The 24,605-nt window shown below is 67.4% G+C and carries 23 protein-coding genes; 19 read left to right on the top strand and 4 right to left on the bottom strand.

Going from position 1 to position 24,605, the window contains the following annotated elements; genetic code table 11:
• Positions 1 to 59 precede the first annotated feature (59 nt).
• From ASC92_RS06250 to ASC92_RS06215, 8 genes are all read left to right on the top strand, one after another.
• Positions 60 to 506 carry a type IV pilin protein gene (locus tag ASC92_RS06250; RefSeq protein ID WP_056512778.1) on the top strand — a complete coding sequence of 149 codons (447 nt, stop codon included), beginning with the start codon at positions 60 to 62 and terminating at the stop codon, positions 504 to 506.
• Positions 497 to 976 (top strand): GspH/FimT family pseudopilin, encoded by a 480-nt coding sequence (locus ASC92_RS06245; protein ID WP_056511982.1) that lies wholly within the window; start codon positions 497 to 499, stop codon positions 974 to 976. Before ASC92_RS06250 ends, ASC92_RS06245 begins: the two co-directional genes overlap by 10 nt.
• Complete coding sequence (pilV, locus tag ASC92_RS06240; protein ID WP_056511979.1) at positions 977 to 1,603, top strand: type IV pilus modification protein PilV; 627 nt, start codon at positions 977 to 979, stop codon at positions 1,601 to 1,603.
• An 11-nt stretch (positions 1,604 to 1,614) separates the two neighbouring features.
• On the top strand, positions 1,615 to 2,670 hold the full coding sequence (locus ASC92_RS06235) for a PilW family protein (RefSeq protein WP_056511976.1): 1,056 nt from the start codon (positions 1,615 to 1,617) through the stop codon (positions 2,668 to 2,670).
• Positions 2,667 to 3,218, top strand: a complete 552-nt coding sequence (locus ASC92_RS06230; protein WP_157608996.1) for a pilus assembly protein — start codon at positions 2,667 to 2,669, stop codon at positions 3,216 to 3,218. Before ASC92_RS06235 ends, ASC92_RS06230 begins: the two co-directional genes overlap by 4 nt.
• Before the next feature lie 17 nt (positions 3,219 to 3,235).
• A complete protein-coding gene (locus ASC92_RS06225) occupies positions 3,236 to 6,550 on the top strand; it encodes a pilus assembly protein (protein WP_157608995.1) in 3,315 nt (1,104 codons plus the stop codon).
• Between the two features lie 323 nt (positions 6,551 to 6,873).
• A complete protein-coding gene (locus ASC92_RS06220; protein WP_056511963.1) occupies positions 6,874 to 7,161 on the top strand; it encodes a phage integrase family protein in 288 nt (95 codons plus the stop codon).
• 65 nt (positions 7,162 to 7,226) lie between these two features.
• Complete coding sequence (locus tag ASC92_RS06215) at positions 7,227 to 7,877, top strand: hypothetical protein (RefSeq protein WP_056511960.1); 651 nt, start codon at positions 7,227 to 7,229, stop codon at positions 7,875 to 7,877.
• Between the two features lie 27 nt (positions 7,878 to 7,904).
• Here ASC92_RS06215 and ASC92_RS06210 read toward each other — a convergent pair whose 3' ends face one another.
• Positions 7,905 to 8,870, bottom strand: coding sequence for a Bug family tripartite tricarboxylate transporter substrate binding protein (locus ASC92_RS06210; RefSeq protein ID WP_082519501.1), 966 nt, complete (start codon positions 8,868 to 8,870; stop codon positions 7,905 to 7,907).
• 75 nt (positions 8,871 to 8,945) lie between these two features.
• Entirely contained in the window at positions 8,946 to 10,205 is a 1,260-nt protein-coding gene (locus tag ASC92_RS06205) for a CaiB/BaiF CoA transferase family protein (RefSeq protein WP_056511958.1), read from the bottom strand.
• A 108-nt stretch (positions 10,206 to 10,313) separates the two neighbouring features.
• Here ASC92_RS06205 and ASC92_RS06200 point away from each other — a divergent pair, with 108 nt between their 5' ends.
• The gene (locus ASC92_RS06200) at positions 10,314 to 11,195 is read left to right on the top strand and encodes an SMP-30/gluconolactonase/LRE family protein (protein WP_056511956.1); all 882 of its coding nucleotides are present in this window, start codon (positions 10,314 to 10,316) and stop codon (positions 11,193 to 11,195) included.
• A gap of 8 nt (positions 11,196 to 11,203) precedes the next feature.
• Here ASC92_RS06200 and ASC92_RS06195 read toward each other — a convergent pair whose 3' ends face one another.
• Positions 11,204 to 12,115 carry a LysR family transcriptional regulator gene (locus ASC92_RS06195; protein WP_056511953.1) on the bottom strand — a complete coding sequence of 304 codons (912 nt, stop codon included), beginning with the start codon at positions 12,113 to 12,115 and terminating at the stop codon, positions 11,204 to 11,206.
• Positions 12,116 to 12,214: 99 nt separating this feature from the next.
• Here ASC92_RS06195 and ASC92_RS06190 point away from each other — a divergent pair, with 99 nt between their 5' ends.
• The 10 genes from ASC92_RS06190 to ASC92_RS06145 are packed head-to-tail and all read left to right on the top strand — an operon-like array spanning position 12,215 to position 22,441.
• A complete protein-coding gene (locus tag ASC92_RS06190) occupies positions 12,215 to 13,306 on the top strand; it encodes an LLM class flavin-dependent oxidoreductase (RefSeq protein WP_056511948.1) in 1,092 nt (363 codons plus the stop codon).
• Positions 13,307 to 13,343: 37 nt separating this feature from the next.
• The gene (locus tag ASC92_RS06185; RefSeq protein ID WP_056511945.1) at positions 13,344 to 14,309 is read left to right on the top strand and encodes a flavin reductase; all 966 of its coding nucleotides are present in this window, start codon (positions 13,344 to 13,346) and stop codon (positions 14,307 to 14,309) included.
• 55 nt (positions 14,310 to 14,364) lie between these two features.
• Positions 14,365 to 15,558, top strand: a complete 1,194-nt coding sequence (locus tag ASC92_RS06180; RefSeq protein ID WP_056512771.1) for an acyl-CoA dehydrogenase family protein — start codon at positions 14,365 to 14,367, stop codon at positions 15,556 to 15,558.
• 9 nt (positions 15,559 to 15,567) lie between these two features.
• Complete coding sequence (locus tag ASC92_RS06175) at positions 15,568 to 16,698, top strand: acyl-CoA dehydrogenase family protein (RefSeq protein ID WP_056511943.1); 1,131 nt, start codon at positions 15,568 to 15,570, stop codon at positions 16,696 to 16,698.
• Positions 16,695 to 17,456, top strand: a complete 762-nt coding sequence (locus ASC92_RS06170; protein WP_056511940.1) for an enoyl-CoA hydratase/isomerase family protein — start codon at positions 16,695 to 16,697, stop codon at positions 17,454 to 17,456. Before ASC92_RS06175 ends, ASC92_RS06170 begins: the two co-directional genes overlap by 4 nt.
• A gap of 3 nt (positions 17,457 to 17,459) precedes the next feature.
• Complete coding sequence (locus ASC92_RS06165) at positions 17,460 to 19,592, top strand: acetate--CoA ligase family protein (protein ID WP_056511937.1); 2,133 nt, start codon at positions 17,460 to 17,462, stop codon at positions 19,590 to 19,592.
• The gene (locus tag ASC92_RS06160) at positions 19,589 to 20,353 is read left to right on the top strand and encodes an SDR family NAD(P)-dependent oxidoreductase (protein WP_056511933.1); all 765 of its coding nucleotides are present in this window, start codon (positions 19,589 to 19,591) and stop codon (positions 20,351 to 20,353) included. The genes ASC92_RS06165 and ASC92_RS06160 overlap by 4 nt, the downstream gene beginning before the upstream one ends.
• On the top strand, positions 20,350 to 20,730 hold the full coding sequence (locus tag ASC92_RS06155) for a VOC family protein (RefSeq protein ID WP_056511931.1): 381 nt from the start codon (positions 20,350 to 20,352) through the stop codon (positions 20,728 to 20,730). The genes ASC92_RS06160 and ASC92_RS06155 overlap by 4 nt, the downstream gene beginning before the upstream one ends.
• Positions 20,727 to 21,278: a nuclear transport factor 2 family protein gene (locus tag ASC92_RS06150; RefSeq protein WP_056511928.1), complete on the top strand. Its 552-nt coding sequence runs from the start codon at positions 20,727 to 20,729 to the stop codon at positions 21,276 to 21,278. The genes ASC92_RS06155 and ASC92_RS06150 overlap by 4 nt, the downstream gene beginning before the upstream one ends.
• The gene (locus ASC92_RS06145; protein WP_056511925.1) at positions 21,275 to 22,441 is read left to right on the top strand and encodes an acyl-CoA dehydrogenase family protein; all 1,167 of its coding nucleotides are present in this window, start codon (positions 21,275 to 21,277) and stop codon (positions 22,439 to 22,441) included. Before ASC92_RS06150 ends, ASC92_RS06145 begins: the two co-directional genes overlap by 4 nt.
• Before the next feature lie 8 nt (positions 22,442 to 22,449).
• Here the strand turns inward: ASC92_RS06145 and ASC92_RS06140 are convergent, their stop codons facing one another.
• Positions 22,450 to 23,799 (bottom strand): MFS family transporter, encoded by a 1,350-nt coding sequence (locus ASC92_RS06140; protein ID WP_056511922.1) that lies wholly within the window; start codon positions 23,797 to 23,799, stop codon positions 22,450 to 22,452.
• Positions 23,800 to 24,605 lie beyond the last annotated feature (806 nt).

The raw sequence follows: 24,605 nt of genomic DNA, 5'->3' as shown, positions 1-24,605 counted from the left end.
GGCGGGCGAAAGGATGCGGTCTTATGTATCAGTTTTCAAGAAAATCGACGATGGTATCGATGCGTACCAGTTTGTCCGACCCTCAATCCGGATCGGCGAGAGTGCGTGGCTTCACACTGATCGAATTGATGATCACGGTGGCGATCGTTGCCATCCTTGCGGCCATCGCCTATCCGTCGTACACCAACTACATCGTCCGCTCCAATCGGTCGGCGGCCCAGGGTTACATGCTCGAACTCAGCAGCCTGCAACAGCGCTATCTGCTGGACGCGCGAACCTATGCCGCCAACCTCACAACGTTGAATTCGAGCGTGCCCTCCCACGTGTCGTCCAATTACACGGTCACGACGCCCCTCAAGACCGGAACGACGCTGCCGGGCTTCACGATCACGGCCACGCCGATCAATAGCCAGCTTGCGCGGGACACCGCCTGCGGAACGCTGACCATCGACGAAGCGGGCACGAAAACCGCGTCGGGCTCCAGCGGAGTGGCGGGATGCTGGTAGGCCGCCGCCCGAAGTCCCCTGCGCGGGGTTTCACGCTGATCGAACTGGTAACCACCATCACGATCATGGCGATCCTGGCCGGTATCGCGTTGCCTTCCTTCAGCGCGTTCATTGCCACCCAGCGCGTGCGCAACGTCTCCTTCGACCTGATGGCTGCCATCACGCTCGCCCGGAGCCAGGCCGTGTCTCGCAATGCAAACGTGTCCCTGCAGAAGATCGGGGCCGCCTGGGACGGCGGCTGGAAGGTAAGTGACGGCACCCTGACGTTCCACAACCAGGAGGCCTACAAGAACCTCTCGATCACCGATTCGGCGGGCCTGGGCGCCATCACCTACGGCAAGGATGGCCGTACCGTGACGACGAGCACGAAATTCACCATCGCACCGTCGCCCGCGTTGAACGGCGTGAGTTCCCGCTGTGTCTCCATCGGCCTGGGCGGTGTGCCGAGCAGCAGCACGGGAGCATGCTAGATGTCGTACCGTACCCACCGCACCATTTCCTATCGCCTGCTTCAGGTGGCCGCCCCCCAGCAAGGGATCGCGCTGATCGAAGTGCTGGTCTCGCTCGTCATCTTGTTGTTCGGGTTGCTCGGCCTGGTGGGGGTAAGCAGTCGGTCGAGCATGGCAGAAATGGAGTCCTACCAGCGGATCCAGGCCTTGCAGCTCGTGCAGGACATGTCGGATCGCCTCAATGCGAACCGGAAGGTTGCGGCGTGCTATTCGAATGGGGCGACCGGCGTGCAACTGGGCACCGGCACCGGGAACACCGGGGTTGCGAGCTGCGCCGCAGGCAACGCGCAGCAGCAGGCGCGGGCCGGGGCCGATCTCACAGCCTGGGACAACATGCTCAAGGGGCAGTCCGAGATCCAGGCGGGCTCCAACATCGGCGCGATGGTCGGTGCGATCGGCTGCGTGACCCTCGACGACCCTGCCAGCAATATCTACATGATCGCCGTGTCGTGGCAAGGCCTCGTCAAGACGGCCGCACCGACTCTGGCAGATGGCACTACCGCATTTCCCTGCGGCAGCGGCGCCTACAGCGACGAAAAACTGCACCGGGTCGTCACAACCAAGGTCCGGATCGGAGCATTGTCGTGAGAACGCGAACCATGTCCCGTTGCCGGCAGGCCGGCCGCGGCTTCACGCTGGTCGAGTTGATGGTGGCGATCACCCTCGGCCTCTTCCTTCTGATTGGCCTGAGCAGTCTGCTGGTGTCCACCGTGAGCTCGCGCTCCGAGCTCGACAAGTCGTCGCGCCAGATCGACAACGGGCGCTATGCATTGCAGATACTTACTGAAGACATACAGCTCGCCGGCTTTGTCGGTGCGTCTTCGAGCACGGCTTTCTCCACCGCCACGCCCGCGGCCTGCCCCGCGAGCATTGCCGATCTCGGCTATGCGTCAACGACGAGTCCGGGCACCTCGAGCGTTCCCTTGCCGGTCTACGCGCTGGGCAGCGTGCCGAGTTGCCTGGACCACGTCATGTCCGGCACCGCCATGCTGGTCGTCACGCGCGTCAGCACGAGCGCGGTGAGCGTGGCGTCGGCGGCCAGCGGCGAGCGCTATCTGCAGATTTCCACTTGCGCGAACGACCTGCTGCCCTTCGTGGCAGCGGCCGGCTCTTCGGCGGCGAGCTTCACGCTGATGGGCAAGGACTGCCTTGCGACCCAACTCGCGCCGCTGCGCAAGATCGTGCAGCACGTGTACTTCGTGAGCACCTGCAACGTGTGCGGCACCGACACCACACCCACGCTCAAGATGGCCGAATACCTCAACGGCGCGATGACCATCACACCGCTGGTGGAAGGCATCGAGAACTTGCAGCTCGACTATGGCGTCGACATGGATGCCGATGGCTCGCCCGACTGCTACACCAGCGATCCGGGCAGTCCCCCCGCAGCGGAAGTCGCCGTGGCCGTGTGCCCGCAAACGACGCCTGCCTACGACTGGACCGCGGCCGCGGCGAACTGGGCCAACGTGATGGCGATCCGCATTCACGTGCTGGCGCGCAACACCGAAGCCAGCGGCGGCTGGACCGATGCCAGAACCTACGACATGGGCCTGGCGACACCGACGGCTGGCCCGTTCAACGACCATATCAAGCGGCACGTCTACAGCACGGTTGCCCGCCTCTACAACAGCTCGGGCCAGAGAGAAGTGCCATGAATCGTTCGAAGAATGCCTGCCCTCCCCAGGGTCAATCGGGCGCAACCTTGCTGGTCTCGATGATCTTCCTGGTGGTGCTGACGCTCATGGTCGTCTCGGCCGTCAAGGTCACCAACGTCAACACGAAGCTGGTCGGCAACATGCAGACCGAGAAAGAGGCCAATGCGGCCGCGATGCAGGAGATTGAAAAAACGATCAGCACCGACTTCACCGCGATGCCGGTGGCCAGCACCACCACGGTGGATATCAACAAGAGCGGCCAGACCGGCTCCTCCTACACCGTTGCCGTGGCTGCGCCCGCTTGTACCGGCATCAAGCCCATCAAGCTCAGCGAACTGGATCCCAGCCTGACCAGCGACCAGCCCTGCTATGTGAGCGGCGCTTCGCAGAACACCGGCATTGCGGGCAGCAGCGCGGGCGGCAATTCGCTGTGCTCGAACTCGAACTGGGACGTCAATGCGACCGCCACGCCGGGGGTCGGTGGCGTGCCGAGCGCCCCGACTCACCAGGGCATTGCGGTGCGCGTCACCGTGGGTGCGGCATGCTGATCAAACGGGAGTCGGACATGAAGAAACCCTCGAATTTCTGGCAGCTCGGCGCCCTGACGCTGCTTGCATTGGCAAGCGCGGGAGCAAGGGCCGACGACATCGACATCTACCAGGGCACGACCACCGGCGCTGCCCCCAACATGTTGATCATCCTCGACAACTCGGCCGCGGCGAGTGCGAGTTCGAGCTTCACCTGTTCCGAGTTAGCCGTGAACGATCCGTCGAAGAACCTGGGCTTCGAGCAGTGCGGGCTGTACAGCGCCGTCAAGTCCGTCGCCACCGACGCCGCCCTGAACGGCAACATCAGCCTGGGCCTGATGTACTTCCCTACCGGCGGGACCAACGGCGGTACCTTCGTGGTGCCCGCGGCATCGCCGGTGCCGAGCTCGCTGATGTTGATGGACGGCAACGGTACCGACGGCAAGGGTGTCGACCAGATGCTCACGCGGGTCGCGGCACTGAGCCTCAACAGCGACAAGAGCAACAACAACCAGATTGCCCAGACCATGCAGGAAGCCTGGGCCTTCTACCAGGGCAAGACGGGTCTCTCCGGCACGGCCTACCGAGGGCTTACGAACCAGCAGGCTTGCGCCACGAATTTCGTTCTCTACATCACGCTCGCCACCAACAATCAGAAACCGCAGGACAGCGGCAACGTGGGTGGATCGGCCCTGCAGACGGCCGCAGCCCTGACCGCGCTTCCCGCCCAGGTGGCGCTGCCGAACTGGAAGTCGCCGATCTCGCCGTACGCCACGGCCGGGGCCAAGTACAAGAGCGACTACGCCGACGAGTGGGCGAATTTCATGTACACGGGGACTTCTCCCAACCTGACGACGCCGTATCCGGCCATCACCACTTACACCATCATCCTGAGCGACGGCAGCAACCCGGACTACGAGCAACTCATGGTCAGCATGGCCAACCAGGGTGGCGGCAAGTATTTCGTGGTGAAACTTGGCGACGTCGCAGCACTGGCCGCCGCCATCGGGCAGGTCTTCACCGAAGTGCAGGCCGTCAACAGCGTGTTCGCGGCGCCGGTGCTGCCGGTGAGCGCCAACACGCAGGGCACCTACGTCAACCAGATCTACATGGGCATGTTCCGCCCCGACGGCAGCGACAACCCGCGCTGGATGGGCAATCTCAAACAGTACCAGTTCGGCGTGGACACCACAGATCCGACCGCGCCGCAGCTGTTTCTCGCCGATGCTTCGTGGGGCACCTATTCCGCCGGCACCAATGCCAACCGGGCGCTGAGCGCGGCGGGCACCGGGTTCATCTCGCCAACGGCGGTCAGCTTCTGGACCTCCAAGGACATCAGTTCCTTGCCCGACTCCAAGGGCGGCTTCTGGCTCAACGCCTTCAAGGCGCAAGGTGCCAAGGACGGCTACGACTGGGGGGACGGGCAGGTCGTCGAGAAGGGCGGGGTGGGGCAGCAGATCCGTCTCAAGTACCTGACCGACACCTATCCCCAGACCTCGACAGCAACCACTGCGACAACGGCGCGCAATGTGTACACCTGCGTCGGCACCGGTTGCACCGCCAACGCGGCATTGAGCACGATGCCGTTCAAGGCTGGCAACACGAACCTCACCTCTACGGCGCTGGGGATTCCGGCGTCCAGCTCGGTGACGCCCGTCAACCTCATCAACTGGGCGCGTGGCGACGACACGTTCGCGGCGGGTGACACCGTCGCGGGCCGGGAAGCCAGCAGCCCGCCGGACGCCAGCATCACGATCCGTGGCTCGGTTCATGGAGACGTGTTGCACTCGCGGCCAGCAGTGATCAACTACGGCGGCACGACCGGCGTGGTGGTGTTCTACGGCGCCAACGACGGCCTGTTCCGTGCCGTCAATGGCAACCAGCCGAACAATCCCACCGACTCCAGCAAGCCCAAGGGCAGCTGCACGGTGTCGTCGACATGCGCAATCACCGTGAAGGACGCCACCGGCGCCACGGCGAGCGTGCCCCCGGGCGGCGAGCTGTGGAGCTTCGTGCCCTCGGAGTTCTATTCAGGCCTGCAGCGGCTCTACCAGAACAGCCCGGCGCTGAAACTGGGCAACTCCTCCGCCGGCACCCCGAAGACCTATTTCTTCGATGGCGCACCGGGCGTCTACCAGAACAGCGTCACGGGCAAGGCCTACCTCTTCCTGTCGGCGCGCCGAGGGGGGCGGCTGCTCTATGCGCTGGATGTGAGCGATCCGGCCAACCCGAAGTTCATGTGGAAGCGCACCAATGCCGACACCGGCTTCGGGGAACTCGGGCAGACCTGGTCGCAACCGAAGGTGGCGATGGTCAAAGGCCGCACGAACCCGGTGCTGATTTTCGGCGCCGGCTACGACCCGAACGAAGACGCCGAACCGCCCGCAGCTGACACCATGGGCCGCGGGATCTTCATCGTCGACGCGGTCACCGGCACCCTGCTCTGGCAGGCCGGGCCGGGCGGCAGCGGCACGACCTGCACCGGCAATCCCTGCAAACTGGCGGGCATGACCTACGCGATCCCGGCCGACATCACGCTGGTCGACCGCGACTTCGACGGCTACATCGATCGGCTCTACACCGCCGACACCGGCGGCAACATCTGGCGCGTGGATCTCCAGCCGACCGGCAGCGGCGACGTGAGCACATGGCAGGCGACGCAGTTTGCCGCGCTCGGTGGAGCCGGTACGACCAAGCGCAAGTTCTTCTTTCCGCCCGACGTGGTGCTGACGAAGAACTACGACGTGGTGCTGGACATCACCGGCGACCGGGAGCACCCGCTGTTGACCCAGAAGGCCACCAGCATCGTGAACCGCTTCTATATGCTCAAGGACTCCATCGTGGGGGGAAATGCGTCCAGCTGGACGCCCGTGCACGACGACACCAGCAGCACGGCGGACACGTCGCCCACGGCGCTGTTTCACGCCACCGCTTCCGCCCCTTACGACGGCACGTTGAGCGGGTTCTACGTGACCTTGAGCGGCTCAGGCGAGAAGGGCGTGAATGCGCCGACCACCGTTGGCGGCACCGTCTATTTCGGAACCAACCAGCCCATCGTCCCGAGCACCACCAGTTGCCAGGCCAACCTGGGCTCCGCGCGCAGCTACGGTGTCAATTTTCTGACGGGCAGCGCGACTTCCAGACTGCTCGACGGCGGCGGGTTGGCGCCTTCGCCGGTGTTCGGCATCGTCACGGTCAACGTCGGCGGCACGGATCGGCAGTTGCCGTTCCTCATCGGTGGCGGCGGTGGTTCCGGGGCGGATGGGAAATCGGGTCTCGGTGCCCAAAAACCGGTCATTCCCCTCAGGGCCACGAGAAAAAGAACCTACTGGTTCCGTGAGACCGATCGTTGAGAGAAGGCGAGCCCCATTTCGCCTAAGGCGACGCTGAAAGGGCCACGAGCGCGCTGGACCGCTGCTTCCCCAGCAGCGGGCTCATGCCCGTTAACCCTGATCGGCTACCAGACACATGTCCAAGAACTGGACACGCAATTTGTCTGAATGAAGCGCACCAGCCCATCGGCCATTCAGAAATCCCTTGCGGATCAAGGCCTGGGCAGTTGGCACGCCCTGTGCAAAGTACAGCCGATCTGATCCACCCCGGCCAGTGCACCCGTCGCGACGCGCGGGCTCGCATGCGCGCAGGGGCCGGCACACGTTGCGCAGGAAGAAAACCCATGGACACACTGCAAGCGCGCGGAAACGCGCCGCAGGCCCACGACAGCGTTGCAGTCTGGTTCGAACCGCTGCTGTCCGAACGACTCTCACAGGCGGGCTTCGGCACGCTGAAGCAGCTGGTGCGGCGCATCAACGACGCAGGCATGACCTGGTGGTACCCGGTGCGAGGCATCGGCGTCAGGCGCGCCGAGCGCGTCGTGCAATGGCTGCATGAACAGCAGGAAAGCACCGGCATGGAAGTGAACCTGCAAAGCCCGCGGGCACAGGGGCGTCGTCATGCGCCTTGACGGCTCGCTCTGCGCTCCTAACCCGCCCGGATAATGGTCGACTTCGTATCAGCAGCAAAGCCAGAATGAGCGCCGCGGATTTCCTTTTCTCCCCCGAAGTGCAGAAGCTCCTCACGGTGTTGTACGCGGCGCCCGATCAACAGTTCCCGACGAGTGAGCTTGCACGGCGGTCGAAGCTGGCCGAAGCCGAGACCGCCCTCACTGTGGAGCATCTCGTTCGCAGCGGCATCGCGAAGCGGCAGGCGGCGAAGGCGGACCAGGCCGAGACGGTCCAGGTCGATCGCTCGTTCGTCTTCCACAAGGAGCTTCGGAGCATCGCGCTGAGATCGTTCGCCGCGGCAGAGCCGATCCGCTCCATGCTGCGGTCCAGGTTCAAGGACTCGGTCGTGCGCGCGTTCGTGCTGGGAGAGGACGCGCAAGGCACCGTGGAACTGCTCGTCGTGCACGGCCAACTGGTCCCGGACGAAGCCGCCATGGCAACGGCTTGCCAGAAGCTGTCGAAAACCATGGGCCGGCACCTCAAGGTGCACGTCATCCCGCTCGGGAGGTTCAACGACATGTCGCCGCGCGATCCGTTGTCTTCAAGGATCTCGGCAGCCACCGTGCATGAGATCGTCGCGCTCGGGGATACCAAGGCGGCACTGCCCGTCGAACGAGGCGGCCTCTTGCAGGCGGCCAGGAAGAAGCTGGCGACGCTGGCCAGGCCGTCTGCCTGACGGCCCGCGGCGCGCGCCGCGCCCCGCTCAGTGCGACTGCTTCGGCAGGTTCAGGCTCTTGAGCATCGGCACCCAGCGCTCGAACTCGGTCTGCACGAACTTCGCCAGCTCTTCAGGCGTACCGCCGCGCGGCTCCATGCCCATGGCGCGCGCGCGGGTGACGAAGTCGGGCTGCGCGATCACCTCGTTCACGGCCTTGTTCAGGCGGCGGATCGACTCGGCCGGCGTGCCGGACGGCACCGAGAGCGAATACCACAGCACGGCCTCGAAGTCGTAGCCCTGCTCCTTGAAGGTCTGGGCGTCGGGCACCTGCGGCAGGCGCTGGCTGTCCATCACGCCCAGCACGCGCAGCTTGCCCGCCTGGATCAGCGACAGCGAGCCGGTGAGCGAGGTGCCATGGATGTCGATGGTGTTGCTCAGCAGTGCCTGCACGGCCGGTGCGTCGCCGTTGAAGGGGACGTGCGTCGTGCTGAAGCCATTGCTGCGCTCGAAGCTCATCGGCGCCAGGTTGGTGAGGATGGCCTCGCCCGGCGAGCCGCGGTTGATCTTGCCCGGATGGGCCTTGGCGTAGGCGACCATCTCCTTGATGTTCTTGTAGGGCAAGTCGACGCGGCCGACGATGATCGCGGGCTGGTAGCCGATCTGCGAGACGGGCGCGAAGTCTTTCTTCGGGTCGTACGGCAGCTTGTCGTACAGCACGGTGTTGTTGGCCAGCGTGCCGAGCGATGAGACCAGCACCGTGAGGCCGTCGGGACGCGAACGGGCCACGTAGTCCGCGGCGACGATGCCGCTGGCGCCGGGCTTGTTCTCCACGATGATCTGCGTGCCCTTCTTTGCGAGCTCGGAGGCCAGCAGGCGCACGTACTGGTCGGTACCGCCGCCGGCCGCGAAGGGCACGACCATGCGGATGGGTTGCTGTGCCTGCGCCGCGCCTCCACCTGACATCACGGTCAGACCGAGCAACAGCGGGGCGATGAGTTTTCGATAAATCACTTTGTCTCCGATCTCTTTTAGGGGGGTGAATGGCTGCTGCCAGTCCCGTCGAGGCAGTCTATCGACGGGGCTGGCTCAAGGTGCTGCAGGGTGTGAAAAGCTGCTTTGTAGGTTGCGCACCGGCGCGGGCGGGTTCGCCCCCTTGACGACGCCGGCTTCGCGCAGTGCCTCGATCTCGGCGGCGCCGTAGCCCGCCTCGCGCAGCAGTTCCTCGGTGTGCGCGCCGTGCGCCGGCGCCGCCTGGGTCCGGCGGCGCGGCGTGTCGCACAGCTCGTAGGGCAGGCCGAAGCTGGCGTAGCCCGGCACGTCGCCGTTGGGCGCGGCCTCGATGACCATGCGGCTGGCGCGGAAGTCCGCGCCCGCGAGCGCATCGGCATAGCTGCGCACCACGCCCACCACGATGTTGTTGCGTGTGAGCAGTTCGACGCACTCGCCGGTGCCGTAGTGCGCGAGCCGCTCGCTCACGGCCGCCTTCATGGCCGGCCGGTTGGCCACGCGCAGCTCGTTGGTGACAAAGCGCGCGTCCGTTGCCAGCTCGGGGCAGCCGATGGTCTCGCACAGCCGCACCCAGTGCGCCTGCACGTAGGCCGAGATCACCACCATGCCGTCGCGCGTGCGGAAGATGTCGGCCGCCGGCGCGCTCAGCGGCTGGCCGTCGCCGCTGCGCGTGGGCTCCACGCCGCGCACCATGTAGTCGCTCCAGTTGGCCAGCTGCAGGTTCAGCGCCACCTCCAGCAGCGACACGCGGATGGTCTCGCCGCGGCCGGTGCGCTCGCGGCGGAACAGCGCGGCCAGGATGGCCTGCGTCGCCACCTGCACGCTGGCCGTGTCGATGATGGTGGCGCCCACCTTCTGCGGCAGGCCCTGCGGCTCGCCGGTCACGGACATGAGGCCGCTCTCGGCCTGCGCCGCGATGTCGTAGCCCGGCCGGTCGCGCGAAGGCGCATCGGCCGGGAAGCCGCTGATCGAGACGTGCACGAGGCCCGGGTGCGCCGCGCGCAGCGCCTCGGCGCCCAGGCCCAGCGCATCGGCGGCGCCCGGGCGCAGGTTCTGCACCACCACGTCGGCACCGGCGATCAGGCGGCGCGCCACCTCCAGCCCGCGGGGCTGGCGCAGGTCGAGCGCGATCGATTTCTTGCTGCGGTTGTAGGCGCGCAGCATCGCGTGGCCGAAGTGCCCCGTGTGGCGCGACATGTCGCCTTCCATCGATTCGATCTTCAGCATCTCCGCGCCGAGATCGCCCAGCGACATCGCCGTGCCGGGGCCTGCGATGTAGTTGCCGAGCTCGACGACGCGGATGCCCTGCAGGGGCGGTGGAGCGGTGGGTTCGTTCATCTGCCGCACTCTAGGAGCGTGCGGCCGCCGCGGGAGCGCACGATCCGCAAAGCTGGTTTTCACGATGCGCTTCCGGCTGCGCGCCGTGCGTTGCCACACTGCGGTCCCATGGATGCATTCACTGTTCGAGAACTCGGCACGACCCGGGATCTGCTGGGCGAAAGCCCCTGCTGGGATGCGCGCTCGGGCGCCGTCTGCTGGATCGATTCGCTGGCGGGCACGCTGCACCGGCACTGGCCCGGCAGCGGGGAGTCGGAGCGGCACAGCCTGCCCGCGCCCGTCGGTTCGATCGCGCTGTGCGAGAGCGGCGCCGTGCTCGTGGCGCTGAAACACGGCTTTGCGCTCTACGACCTGGGCACGCGCACGCTGCAGAGCATCGCGCAGATCGACACCGACCACCCGGACGTGCGCCTCAACGATGGCAAATGCGACCCGTGGGGCAACTTCGTGGCGGGTACCTTGCACGTCCACCGCCAGCCCGACGAGCCGATCGGCGGCGGGCTGTACCGCTTGCGGCCCGGCGGCGAAGTCGAGCTGCTGGCGGACGGCTTCTCGCTGACCAACGGCCCCTGCTTCAGCCCGGACGGGCACACCTTCTACGTGGCCGACAGCCCGCTGCGCACGATCTGGGCCTACGACTATTCACCACATGGGCCGCTCGCCAGCAAGCGCGCCTTCGCGCAGACCGACAGCTTCGGCTCCGGCCCCGACGGCGCGACCGTGGACGCCGAAGGCTTCGTGTGGAGCGTGCTGCCGCGCGTCGGCAAGATGGCGCGCTTTGCACCCGATGGCCGCGTGGAGCGCCTCGTCGAACTGCCCGCGACGCACCCGACCAGCCTGTGCTTCGGCGGGTCGCAGTTCGACAAGGCCTTCGTCACCTCGCTTTCCAAGAGCACGAACCTCTCGGGCGACCGCCCGCAGGACGGCGCGCTGTTCGAAGTGAGCGGATTGCCTGCCCCCGGCCTGCCGCCGCACCGTTTCGGCGGCTGACGCCTTCTTCAGGCGCCGTCGTTCTCGCGCAGCGCCTCGGCCATGAAGTCGACGAAAGCGCGCACCTTCAGGGGCAGCGTGCGGCTCTGGCGGAACACCGCGTAGACGCCGTTCGAGAACGCGCGCACCGCAAATCGATACTCGGGCAGCAGGCGCACCAGCGTGCCGTCCTGGATGCAGCCGCGCACCGTGGGCTCCGACAGCAGCGCGATGCCCATGCCGCCCATGGCGGCCAGCCGCAGCAGCTCGCCGTTGTTCGAGGTCAGCACGCCCTGGATGGGCAGCTCCTGCTGCACGCCCTGTTCGTCGATGTATTTCCAGGTGACGGCCTCGTGCTCGCGCTTGTAGGTCAGGCAGCGCACCTGCAGCAGGTCGTTTGGATGACGGATGCGCTTGTGCACCTTCATGAAGGCGGGGCTCGCCACCAGCACCTCGTCGCTGCTGAGCAGCCGCTTGATGACGAAGTTGGAGTCGTTCGACTCGCCGGTGCGGATGTCGATATCGAAGTCCTGCTCCACCAGGTTCACCGGGTGCTCCGACAGTTCCAGTTCGAGCTGGATGTCGGGGTGGCGCTGCGCGAAGCCCGGCAGCAGCGGCCCGATGACGCGCAGGCCGATCTGCGTGCGCGAGTGGATGCGCAGGCGCCCCTCGGGCAGCAGCTTCGAATTGCGCGCCGCTTCCTCGGCCCGCGCCATGGCCTCGAGCACCACTTCCGCATGTTCGAGGAAGGCCTGGCCTGCCTCGGTCACCTTGAGGTTGCGGCTGGTGCGGTCGACCAGCTGCACGCCGAGCTCTTCCTCCAGCGCGCTGATGCGCCGCGAGATGGTGGCGGGCGAGAGGCTCAGGCTCCGGCCGGCCGCGGAGAGGCTGCCCTTCCTCTGGACGATGACGAAGATCCGCAGCGAATCGAGGGCCTTCATTTCAATAAGCGCAAAGAAGCTGTGCGAAGCATGGTGAGCCGGGCGGGGACCCCGCTCCTACGATCAAAGCACGTAACCAAGCCCACAAGGAGACCAGCGATGGATTTCGGAATCTTCATATTGATGCAGCAGCGAAACAAGCACAAGACGTCGCACCAGATCCTGCGCGACGCGGTGGAACAGACGCGCCTGGCCGACGAGCTGGGCTTCGGTGCCGCGTGGTATGCCGAACATCACTTCAGCAACTACGGCCTGTGCTCATCGCCGCTGACCATGATCGCGCATTGCGCCGCGGTCACCCGCAACATCCGGCTGGGAACCGGCATTGTCGTCGCACCGCTGTACCAGCCGGCGCGCCTGATCGCCGATGTGGCCATGGTCGACCAGCTGTCCAACGGCCGTCTCAACCTGGGCATCGGTTCGGGCTACCAGCATTTCGAATTCGAGCGCTTCGGTGTCTCGCTCGACACCGCCAAGGCGCGCACGCTGGAAATGCTCGACATGCTCGAGCTGGGCCTGAAGCAGCCCAAGTTCAGCTATGACGGCGAGTTCTATCAGCAGCCCATGAGCGCCATCAGCCAGCGCGCGGTGCAGCAGCCGATGCCGCCGATGTGGATCACCAGCGTCGACCCGACCTTCGTGACCCGCGCCGTGCGCAGCGGCCACCATGTGTTCGTTTCCGGCGGCGACGGCGGCGTGGAGAAGCTGCAGCAGACCCGCAACCTGATCGACAAGGTCGCGCTCGCCGAAGGCAAGGACCCGGCCCAGGTGCAGGTCGGCGTGCTGCGCGCGGCCTACGCCAGCGACAACAAGGACGAGGTGGAGCGCTACCTCGACTGTGCGCGCTTCCAGCGCCGCGTGGCCGTGAGCCTGAAGCGCCGCACCGCGCAGGTGGCCGACGACTACCAGGTCGAGGAAGGCATCGTCGAAGGCGAATCGAGCCTCGAGGAAATGCGCGCCAATCTGCCGGTGGGTTCGGTGGACCAGGTGATCGAGCGCGTGGTGAAGGAGATCCGCACGCTCAAGCCCTGCCACTACGCGTTCCAGACGCAGATGGGCGACTTCGACCACCCCACCATGCTGCGCCAGCTGGAGCTGTGGGCCAAGGTGATCATGCCCGCGGTGCAGCGCGAGATTGCCAACGACCCGCCGCACGTGGCGCAGGTCGCGCCCGAACTCGCAGCCGCCTGAGACGGCGCCGTACGGTGACTCACCCAAGGGGAACGCCATGACCCATGCCCTGTCCGATGTGACCCGGGCCGCACCCGTCGCACCGATCGAGCCGATGCTGTTCCGCCAGCTGCTCGGCTGCTTCCCGACCGGCGTGGCCGTCATCACGACGCGCGACGCCGGTGGGCGCCCGGTCGGCCTGACCTGCAACTCGTTCAGCTCGGTGTCGCTGGAGCCGCCGCTGGTGCTGTTCAGCCTGCGCAAGGCCAGCAGCCTGGTGGGCGCGTTCAGCGAGGCCGAGGGCTTTGCCATCAACATCCTGTCGCAGCAACAGGACGCACTGTCGGGCCGCTTCGCCTCCAGCAAGATCGCCGACAAGTTCGAAGGCGTGGCATGGCGCACCGGCCCGCTCGGCATGCCGGTGATCGACGACTGCCTGGCCAGCTTCGAGTGCAGCGCGCATGCCTGCCACGACGCGGGCGACCACCTCGTCTTCATCGGCGAGGTGAAGCACATGGGCGGCGGCGGCGCCGACCATGCGCTGGTGTTCTACAAGGGCGCCTACATGATGCTGGCGGAGTCGCTGCGCACGCTGGTGGTCCAGGGGCGGTTGGGCTCGGCCGATCTCGACGAGGCCTACCGCACGCTGTACGGCACGCTGCTGCGCCTGGCCTGTGACCGCGCGAGCGAGGCCGAGCTCGATGCGGTCGAGAAGGCCGTCGACGACATCGAGCGCCACCAGGCCACCGACACGCTCGCGCAGCGCATCGAGTCGGCCAGCCGCTTCTTCTGCGCCATTGCCGACGCGGGCCACAACGAGGCCCTGACGCTGATGGCGCAGACCATGACCACCATCCTGCGCGAACGCTTGACGCATGTCGTTCCCGTGCTGCCGCGGCCCGACCTGTTCCCGCTGCGGCGCGAGGTGGTGCGCTGCCTGCGACGGCGCGACGCCGATGGCGCCGTGGCCGCGCTGGACGAACTGATCACCAAGCTGCGCAAGGACGCTCCCACGGCCGCCTAGCCAAAGCAGCCGATGGCGCAGCAAGCGCATGGACAACACGACTGGAGACAACAACATGTCGAACACCGACACCCCGAACGCCACAGGCGAAGCCGACGCCTACGCGGGCTTTCGCCGCGAGCTCGAGGACTTCGCGCGCAGCGCGTGCCCCCCGGAGATCCGCGCCGTCGTGGCCGCGGGCCAGAAGGTCACCAAGCGCGAGTACCTCGGCTGGCAGAAGATCCTCGCCGCCAGGGGCTGGGGCGCGCCCAGCTGGCCGCGCGAGCACGGCGGCACCGGCTGGGACATCATGCAGCGGCTGATCTTCGAGGAGGTGATGGCCGAGGCCGATTGCCCGCCGCTGTACCACCACGGCCTGGGCCACATCGGCCCGGTCATCATCCGCTTCGGCACGCCCGAGCAGAAGGCGCGCTTCCTGCCGCGCATCCTGGACGGCGCCGACTGGTGGTGCCAGGGCTATTCCGAACCGGGCTCGGGCTCCGACCTGGCCTCGCTCAGCACCAGCGCGCGGCTGGACGGCGACGCGTACGTGATCAACGGCCAGAAGATCTGGACCTCGCACGCGCATGAAGCCAACATGATCTACATGCTCGTGCGCACCTCGAAAGAGGCGAAGAAGCAGGACGGCATCTCGCTGGTCCTGGTGCCCATGGACACGCCCGGCATCACCGTGCGGCCGATCCACACCATCGACGGCTGGCACCACTTGAACGAAGTGTTCTTCGACGAAGTGCGCGTGCGCGCCGACAACCTGATCGGCGAACCCGGCAAGGGCTGGACCTGCGCCAAGTTCCTGCTCGAGCGCGAGCGCCTGCCCCCGGCCAACGTGGCGCGGCTGGAGCTGGTGCGCCGGCAGGTCACGCAGCTGGTCGAGCAGGCCGCCAAGGCGGCGGCAGGACGCCGCGATTTCAGCAGCCTGCGCTACCGCCTGCTGCTGGCCGAGGCCGACGTGAAGGGCGCGCGCGTGATGATGGCCCAGGCCACCGACGACCTGATCCACCAGCGCCCGCTGGGCGTGCAGCCCTCGGCCATCAAGATGACCTGCGCCGACGTGGCCCAGCGCCTGACCACGATCGCGCTCGACGCGGTCGGCCCCGATGCCGCGCACCGCTTCCTGGCCGACCAGGGCGAAGGCGAGCCCGGTGCCGCATGGGTGCAGAACTACCTGTTCACCCGCGCCCGCACGATTGCCGGCGGTACCTCCGAAGTGCAGCGCAACGTCGTTGCCAATGAATTGCTGGGAGCCTGAAAAGTGTCGATGTCATTCACCCCCTTGTTCCCCGGCATGCTTCTGGATGCCGCCGCGCGCTTCGCGCAGGACAACGAGACCACGAAGGATTTCGCCGGCACCGACCCCGTGCGCGAGATGGGCTGGACCTGCACGCTGGTGCCCGAAGAAGCCGGCGGCGTCGGCGGCACGCTGGCCGACCTGGCCTCCATCGTCGTCGGCCTGGCCACGCACGGCGTGCACCTGCCCGTGATCGAAACCTGCGCCATCGCGCCGCTGCTGTTGCAAGCGGCCAATGCCGACACCTGCGCGCGCTGGCTCGAAGCGGTGTGCGAAGGCAGCGCGAAGATCGCGCCGCTGACCTCGCTCTCGGCTTCGCTCGACGAGGTCGCCCTGACGGCGAAGCAGCTGGACATCGGCTACGCGTTGACCGGCGAGGCGAAGGGCGTGGACGTGTCGCTGGCGGCCACGCACCACCTGGTGCCCGCCACGCTGCAAGGCAGCGGCGAAACGGCGCTCTTCCTGGTCGACCACGAACACATGCCCGCGCCCAGCGCCACCTATCGCACCATGGAAGGCCGGCGCAGCGCCGACTTCAAGCTCGACGGCCTGACGGTGCCGGCGGTGGCGTGCATCGCACGCGGCGCCGCGGTGGACTCGGCCATCGAGCAAGCCGACAACGCCGCGCTGCTGCTCACCGCGGCAGATACCGTGGCCGCGCTCGCCACGCTGATCGAGCAGACCGTGAAGCACCTGCAGGAGCGCCGCCAGTTCGGCGTGGCGCTGGCGTCGTTCCAGGTGCTGCGGCACCGAACGGCCGACATGTACGTGCGCTATCTCTGCGCCAAGGGCCTGCTGATGCACGCCTTCCAGGAACACGAGCGCGGCGCCGCCAACCTGCGCCGCACGCTGCGCCTGATGAAGGTCGCGCTGGCCGAGACGGCGCGGCTGTGCGCCGAAGGCGCGATCCAGATGCACGGCGGCATGGGCGTCAGCGAAGAGGTGCTGGCCACCCGCATGGCGCAGCGCCTGCTGGCCTCCGAGTTTCGCTACGGCGACCGCATGACGCATGCGTCGCGGCTGTTGTATCCCCAAACCGAAGCGACCGCTGCCGATGCATCGGCCAGCGGCATGTCCCACGTCGTCAGGAGTTCGTCATGAGCGTCAGTCTTGAAGTTTCCGAGTTCGTCGCCGTCGTGCGGCTGGACAAGCCACCCGTCAACGCACTGAGCCGCGACACCCGCCATCGCCTGATCCAGGTGTTCGACGAGATCTCCGAGCGCGACGACATCCGCGTGGCCATCCTCACCGGCACCGGCAAGTTCTTCTGCTCCGGCGCCGACCTCAAGGACCGCCCCTCGGCCGACAAGCCCGGCGACTTCCTCGACCACAACCGCTGGACCCGCGAGACCGGCAACGCCATCCGCGAATGCGCCAAGCCCGTCATCGCGGCCGTCAACGGCCCGGCGCTGGGCGCGGGCTTCGGCCTGATGGCCGCCTGCGACATCTTCCTGGCCTCCGACGATGCGAGCTTCGCGATGCCCGAGATCAACGTGGGCCTGGCCGGCGGCGTCTCGATGCTGCGGACCATGTTCGGGCGCTCGTTCACGCGCCACATGTTCTTCACCGGCATGCGCGTGCCGGCCGCCGAGCTGTACCGCCGCGGCGTGCTCGACGAGGTGGTGCCGGCGGACGAGCTCATGCCCGCCGCGCTGCGCCTCGCGCAGGAGATGGCTTCCAAGAGCCCGATCGCGCTGGCCTATGCCAAGCAGGCCGCCAACATGATGGACGTGATGCCACAGCGCGACGGCTACCGCTTCGAGCAGAACATCACCATGGCGCTGTCGCGCACCGAGGACGCCAAGGAAGCGCGCCAGGCCTTCCTGGAAAAGCGCCCGCCCGTGTTCAAGGGGCGCTGAGCGATGGCCACAGTTGAAGTCGAAGTGGGCAGAGGTTTGGAGGCGCTCTTCAAGCCGCGCTCGGTCGCGGTCTTCGGCGCGTCGGACGACGTGACCAAGATCGGCGGGCGGCCGCTGCAGTTCCTGCAGAAATACGGCTACCGCGGCGCGATCTATCCGGTCAACCGCAAGGGCGGCACGGTGCAGTCGCTGCCCGCCTATGCGAACGTTGCCGAGCTGCCGTCGGTGCCCGACCTGGCCGTGATGGCGGTGCCGCCGGATGCGGTGCTCGAGGCGGTAAAAGACTGCGCCGCGCGCGGCGTGCGCGCAGCCGTCATCTTGTCGTCCGGCTTCTCGGAGATGGGCGAGGAGGGCAGCCGCCTGCAGGCGGCCATCGGCGAGGTCGCCAGGGCATCGGGCATGCGCGTGGTGGGGCCGAACTGCCTGGGCTCCATCGGCGTGGCGGACAGGAGCATCGCCACCTTCTCGGTGGCGCTGGAGTCGTCGTTCCCGACGGCGGGCCCGGTGGGCATCGTGTCGCAGAGCGGCAACCTCGGCAGCTACACGATGCGCCTGGCCGTCGAGCGCGGCATCGGCATCAGCCGCCTGCTGACCACGGGCAACGAATGCGACGTCGACATTGCCGACGGCATCGCCTCGCTGGCGACCGACCCGGCCACCTCGGTCATCCTGTGCTGCATGGAAACCTGCCGCAATGCGGCCAAGCTGCTGCGTGCCCTGGCCATGGCGCGCGAAGCCGGCAAGCCGGTGATCGTGCTGAAGGTCGGCGTGTCTTTGGCCGGCAGCGAAGCGGCCGCCTCGCACACCGGCGCGCTCGCCGGTTCGGACGCAGTGTTCGACGTGGTGCTGCGCAATGCCGGCGCGATTCGCGTGCCCAGCATCGAGCAGCTGCTCGAAGTGGGGCATGCCGTGTCGGTGGTCGGCACGGCGCGTGCGCCGAATGGGCCGCGCGTGGCGCTGGTCACCGCATCGGGCGGCTTCGGCGTGCTGATGGCCGACGCGGCCAGTGCACAGGGGCTGGAACTGCCGAAGCTCTCCGCGGCTACGCAGGAGCACATCGTGGCCGCGCTGCCGTATGCATCGCCGGGCAACCCGGTCGACATGACGGCGCAGGTGTCGAGCCGGCCCGAGCTGCTGGTCCAGGTGCTGTCGGCGGTGGCGCAAGATGCGAGCTGCGACGCGGTGATCCTGCAGTCGGCGTATGCCTTCCAGATGCCGCGACTGCGCGACGTGTACCTCGCGGCGCTGGAGCAGGTGCGCCGCGCACATCCGTCGCGGCTCGTCCTGCTGTGCTGCAAGGCGCCGCCCGACACCGTGGCGCAGCTGAACGAGATGGGCTTCCCGACGGTGGAGACCATCGATGCCGCGTGCGCCACGCTGGCCGCGCTGGTGCGCCTCGGCATGCGCGGCGAACAGGCCGAGGCGGCAATCGCATCGCCGTCGGCCGAAGCGCTTCCGGCCGGAGCCTTCGCCAACGAGGCGAGCGCCAAGACCGTGCTCGCGCAGGCCGGTATCCCGGTGCTGAACGAAGTCACGGCCAGCGGTTGGGACGAAGCGCTGGCCGCGGCGCGCGACATCGGTTTTCCGGTGGTGCTGAAGATCGTCTCGCCAGACATCCCGCACAAGACCGAGGTCGGCGGCGTGGTGACCAACGTGCGCTCCGAGGCGCAGCTGCGCGACGAATACGACAGCCTGCTGGCGCGGGTCGCGCAGAAGGCCCCGCAGGCGCGCATCGCCGGCGTGCTGGTCGCGCAGATGGCGCAGGGCGGTACCGAGCTGATCCTCGGCACCACGAAGGACCCGGTCTTCGGCCCGGTCGTGATGGTGGGCCTGGGCGGCATCTATGCCGAGGTGCTGCGCGACGTGGCGCTGCAGGTGGCGCCGGTGACCGAGGCGCAGGCCATGCAGATGCTTCGCTCGCTCAAGGCCTTCCCGCTGCTCGATGGCGCACGCGGCCGGCCGAAGGCCGACGTGGCGGCCGCGGCGCGCGCCGTCGCGGCGCTGTCGCAGTTCGCCGCGCGGCATGCGCGCAGCGTCGCCGAGATCGACATCAACCCGCTGGTGGTCCTTGACCACGGGCACGGTGCCTTCGCGCTCGACGCGCTGCTGGTGCCGGAAACGAAAGACAAGCCATGAATGCATCACAGTCCCTCGAAGGCCGCGTGGCCTTCATCAGCGGCGCGGGCCACGGCATCGGCCGAGCCACCGCGCTGGCCTTCGCCCGCCTGGGCGCGACGGTCGGCGTGAACGACCTCAAGGCCGAGTTCGTGGAAGACACCGTCGCGGAGATCCGCCGGCTCGGCGGCAAGGCCGTGGCGGTGCCGCAGGACGTGTCCACCCGCGAAGGCATGCGCCTGGCCGTGCAGCGCCTGCACACCGAAGCGGGCCGGCTCGACGTGATGGTCAACAACGCGGCGTGGGTGCGTTACCAGCCGCTGATGGAAATCACGCCCGAGGTGATGGACCGCATGGTCGACATCGGCTTCAAGTCGGTGATCTGGGGCATCCAGGCCGCGGCCGAGGCGATGGACCCGGAACGCGGCGGCGCCATCATCAACGTGGCCTCCGTCGCCGGCTTCAAGTCGCCCGCGCGATCGGTGGTGTACAGCGGCCTGAAGGCCGGCGTGCTCGGCATCACCCGCGCCGCGGCGGCCGACCTGGGCGCGCGCCGCATCCGCGTGAACGCCGTGGCGCCCGGCGCAGTGCCCACCGAAGGCACGGCCAAACACCGCAACGCCGAGCTCGACGCCAGGCGCATCGCGCGCACGCCGCTGGGCCGGCTCGGCACCGTGGAAGACATCGCGGACGCCATCTGCTTCCTGGCCGGCGACGGCTCGCGCTTCGTCAACGCTGAGGTGATCCGACTGGACGGCGGTGCATCGGAGACCTCGCTGTGAGCGCCGAGGGCATTTCTCCCCAGCGCCTGCAGAACGTGTACGTGGTGGCGCAAAGGCCGGCCGAGCTGCATGCCTTCTACGAATCGGCACTGGGGCTGAAGCTCAAGTTCCGCGACAAGGACCGCTGGTTCCAGTACGGCGTGGGCAACACCAGCGTGGCGCTGGCCTGCCCCGAAGAGGCCGCGCCGGCGACCTCCGGCGTGGTGATGGTGTTCGAGGTGGGCGACTTCGCCGGTGCGCAGGAGCGCATCACCGGCGCGGGCGGCGAGGTGATCGGCATGCGCGACATGGGCGCGCACGGCGCGGTGATGTCGCTGCGCGACCCGGAAGGCAACGTGGTGCAGCTGTTCAAGCGCGCCCCGGCTCCGGCGCCATGAGTACGGCCGCACCGCTGCAGGCGCTGCTCGATCGCGAGGCGATCCGCCAGTGCCTCTACCGCTACTGCCGCGGCATCGACCGCGTCGACGAAGTGGCCCTGCGCTCGGCCTACTGGGAAGACGCCACCGACTGCCACGGCGCCTGGAACGGCAGCGCCGAAGGCTTCATCACGCAGGCGCTGCAGCGGCTGCGCCAGGGCGGGCGGCGCGTGCACCAGGTGAACAATATCGCGATCGAGCTGCATGGCGACGTGGCTGCAGTGGAGAGCGGCTTCTTCGCACTGCAGGCGAGTGCCGACGCGCCCGCGAAGCGCACCCTGCTGTGCGGACGCTACCTCGACCGCTTCGAGCGCCGCCAGGGCGAATGGCGCATTGCCGCGCGAACGGTGGTGTACGACTGGATCGAGGAGCGCGAACGGACCGAACTCGTGCACAGCGACGCCGTGCTGTTCGGCGCGCGCCAGCCGGTCGGCTGCGCAGCGCCGCACGACATGCTGTATGCGCTGCTGCGGGATGTGCGTGCGACGGCTGACGAGACGAATCCATGATCAGCGACCCCGAGAAATTCCAAGCCCTGCTCGCCGAGGTGCGCCGGTTCATCCATGGCGAATGCCGGCCGCTGGAGGAACAGGTCGATCGCGACGACCTGATCCCCGAACCGATCGTCCAGCGCATGTGCGAGATCGGCCTGTTCGGCCACAGCATTCCCGAAGCCTTCGGCGGCGCCGGCCTGACCACCGAGGAACTGACACTGGTGAACCTCGAGGTGTCGCAGGTCGCGACCGCATTCCGTGCGCGCTTCGGCGGCAACACCGGCATCGCGTCGGAGTCGCTCGTGGTCGACGGCACGCCCGAGCAGCAACGCCGCTACCTGCCGCGGCTGGCCAGCGGCGAGCTGACCGGCTGCTTCGCGCTCACCGAGGCCGAGGCCGGGTCGGACGCGACGGCGCAGAAGACGGTGGCGGTGCGCGACGGCGACAGCTTCGTCATCACCGGGCAGAAGTGCTTCATCACCAACGCGCCGATCGCGAACCTGTTCACCGTGTTCGCCCGGACCGACCCGAACGCGAAGGGCGCGGCCGGCATCAGCGCCTTCCTGGTCGAGCGCGGCGCGCCTGGCCTGTCGACCTCGCAGCCCTACCGCAAGATGGGCCAGCACGGCTCGCCGGTGGGCGAGGTCAGGCTGGAAGGTGTGCGCGTGCCGGCCTCGGCCATCGTCGGCGGCGTCGAAGGGCAGGGCTTTCGCACGGCGATGAAAACGCTGAACAAGCAGCGCATCAACCTCGCCGCGCTGTGCATCGGCCCGGCGATCCGGCTGGTGGAGGAAATGGCGCGGCAGGCGCAGTCGCGCCGGCAGTTCGGCCAGCCCATCGGCGACTTCCAGCTGGTGCAGCAGATGATTGCCGAGAGCAACACCGAGGTGCATGCGGCGCGCGCGCTGGTGCTGGAGACGGCGCGCAAGCGTGACGACGGCATCGACGTGACGATGGAAGCGTCGATGTGCAAGCTGTTCGCCTCCGAGATGTGCGGCCGTGTCGCCGACCGGGCTGTGCAGGTCTTCGGCGGCAGCGGCTTCATTGCCGGCAACGTGGCCGAGCGCTTCTACCGCGACGTTCGGCTGTTCAGGCTCTACGAGGGAACGAGCCAGATCCACCTCGTCAACATTGCGAAGCGGACCCTGGCGCTGGCCGCGCAGGGCGCCGCCCGCTGAAGCACTGCTTACTTGTCGTGATGCAGGTACGTCGCCTGCTTCGGCAACAGCAGGCTCACCAGGAACACCACGCCCATCATCGCCGTCACGTACCAGTAGAAGTACGACTCGTGCCCGATCGACTTCAGCCCCAGCGCCACGTACTCCGCGCTGCCGCCGAAGATCGCATTGCCGACCGCGTAGGACAGCCCCACGCCCAGCGCGCGGATCTCGGGCGGGAACATCTCGGCCTTCACGATGCCGCTGATCGAGGTGTAGAAGCTCACCACCGCCAGCGCGAGCGTGATGAGCACGCCCGCCACCAGCGGGCTGCCGACGCTCTGCAGGTTGCTCAGCACCGGCACCGTCATCAGCGCACCTAGTGCGCCGAACAGCAGCATGTTGGTGCGGCGGCCGATGCGGTCGGACAGCGCGCCGAACACCGGCTGCATGCACATGTAGATGAACAGGCAGGCCGTCATCACGTTGCTGGCGGTCTTGATCGACATGCCCGCCGAGTTCACCAGGTACTTCTGCATGTAGGTGGTGAAGGTGTAGAAGATGAGCGAGCCGCCGGCCGTGTAGCCCAGCACCACGAAGAAGGCGCGCTTGTGGTTCGTGAACAGCTCGCGCATGGTGCCGGCGCCCTTGGCGGCGCGGGTCTTGGTGCTGGCGGTCTCGGTCAGCGTGCGGCGCAGCATGAGGGCCACCACGGCCGCCACGGCGCCGAGCACGAAGGGAATGCGCCAGCCCCAGCTCTTGAGCTCGGCCTCGTCGAGCACCTGCTGGAGCACCACGACCACCACCACCGCGAGCAGCTGTCCGCCGATCAGCGTGACGTACTGGAATGACGAGAAGAAGCCGCGCTGGCCGCGCATGGCCACTTCGCTCATGTAGGTCGCGGTGGTGCCGTATTCGCCACCGACCGACAGGCCCTGCAGCAGCCGCGCCGCCAGCAGCAGCGCGGGCGCGGCGGCGCCGATCTGCGCGTAGGTGGGCAGGCAGGCAATGACCAGCGAGCCCACGCACATCATGACCACCGAGGTCACCATCGATGTCTTGCGGCCCTTGCGGTCGGCCAGGCGCCCGAACAGCCAGCCGCCGATGGGACGCATCAGGAAGCCGGCAGCGAACACGCCGGCAGTGTTCAGCAGCTGCACGGTCGGGTCCGACTTGGGGAAGAAAGCCGGCGCGAAATAGATGGCGCAGAAGGCGTAGACGTAGAAGTCGAACCATTCCACCAGGTTGCCGGACGAGGCGGCGAAGATGGCGAAGATGCGCTTGCGCTTTTCTTCGAAGGTGTAGGGGGTGTGGTTGTCGTTGGCGGTTGCGTCGGGGCTGGAGGCGCCGGCGGTCGTGCTGCTTGCGATGGCGGTCATGGATAGGGGTCCTTGTCTCTGGCTGCGGCCCCGCCGCGGAGCCGAGCGAAGCCGTGCCGGCGAGTCTGTCCGGTCCCCGCCGCGCTGTCGTCCGTAGCCGCCCTCCGGCGGGCTACGTATCGGTACGCAAGGGTAAATACCTAGAAGATTTTCGGCTGCTTCGCGAGCGCGAGAGCGAAAGCGCGACACTGCCTATGTGGGTCTGTGCGTTTTCTCGCCCGGGGCGAGCCCACGCGCACGTTGCAATGCCACTGCAGGTTCTGCCAGCGGTGACGGGTTCGACGTCATATGCACAGTCAACGTATCCGGTCGACGCAGTTCAATTTTCGGGCGAGCCGATGGCACGGTACTCGCACAGATCGGAACGTAGTTCGAAGCAGGTGCATGTTCACTTCTGTCCCAATGTTGATGCCACAAAGCAGCCGCTCGACGCCGCTCTCAGCCCAGAGTCGTCTGTGACAACTTCTCGCTTGAGTGACCGGCCCGAAAGTGGCCGTTCGCCGACCATGTCGAGGAATCGGAGCGTGGCAACAGCAGTCATTCGCGGCAGGCATGGTGGCTACCTTTGCCGAACAGGGCTTGGCGAGCTGACCAGCGGTGATGCCCATGCCATCTGAGTTAACGGCAAGACGCCAAACCGAGCGGTGCATCACGCGCTCGGCAGCAGGGCCGTACTGGCCGGGTTCGCGAAGGTTTTCGCGGCCCCATTACCCAGCCCCCCCGATGCGATGCAGCTCGCGAACTGGCGGCGTGTTGTTGGCCCCGACGGCTTCACGCCTGAGCGGTCGCCAGCACGCTGACCGCTG

Source organism: Variovorax sp. Root411 (assembly GCF_001425205.1).
In the GTDB taxonomy this organism is placed as follows: domain Bacteria; phylum Pseudomonadota; class Gammaproteobacteria; order Burkholderiales; family Burkholderiaceae_C; genus Variovorax.
The sequence above is the reverse complement of the archived record's forward strand: the minus strand, read 5'-3'. Positions and strand labels throughout refer to the sequence as shown.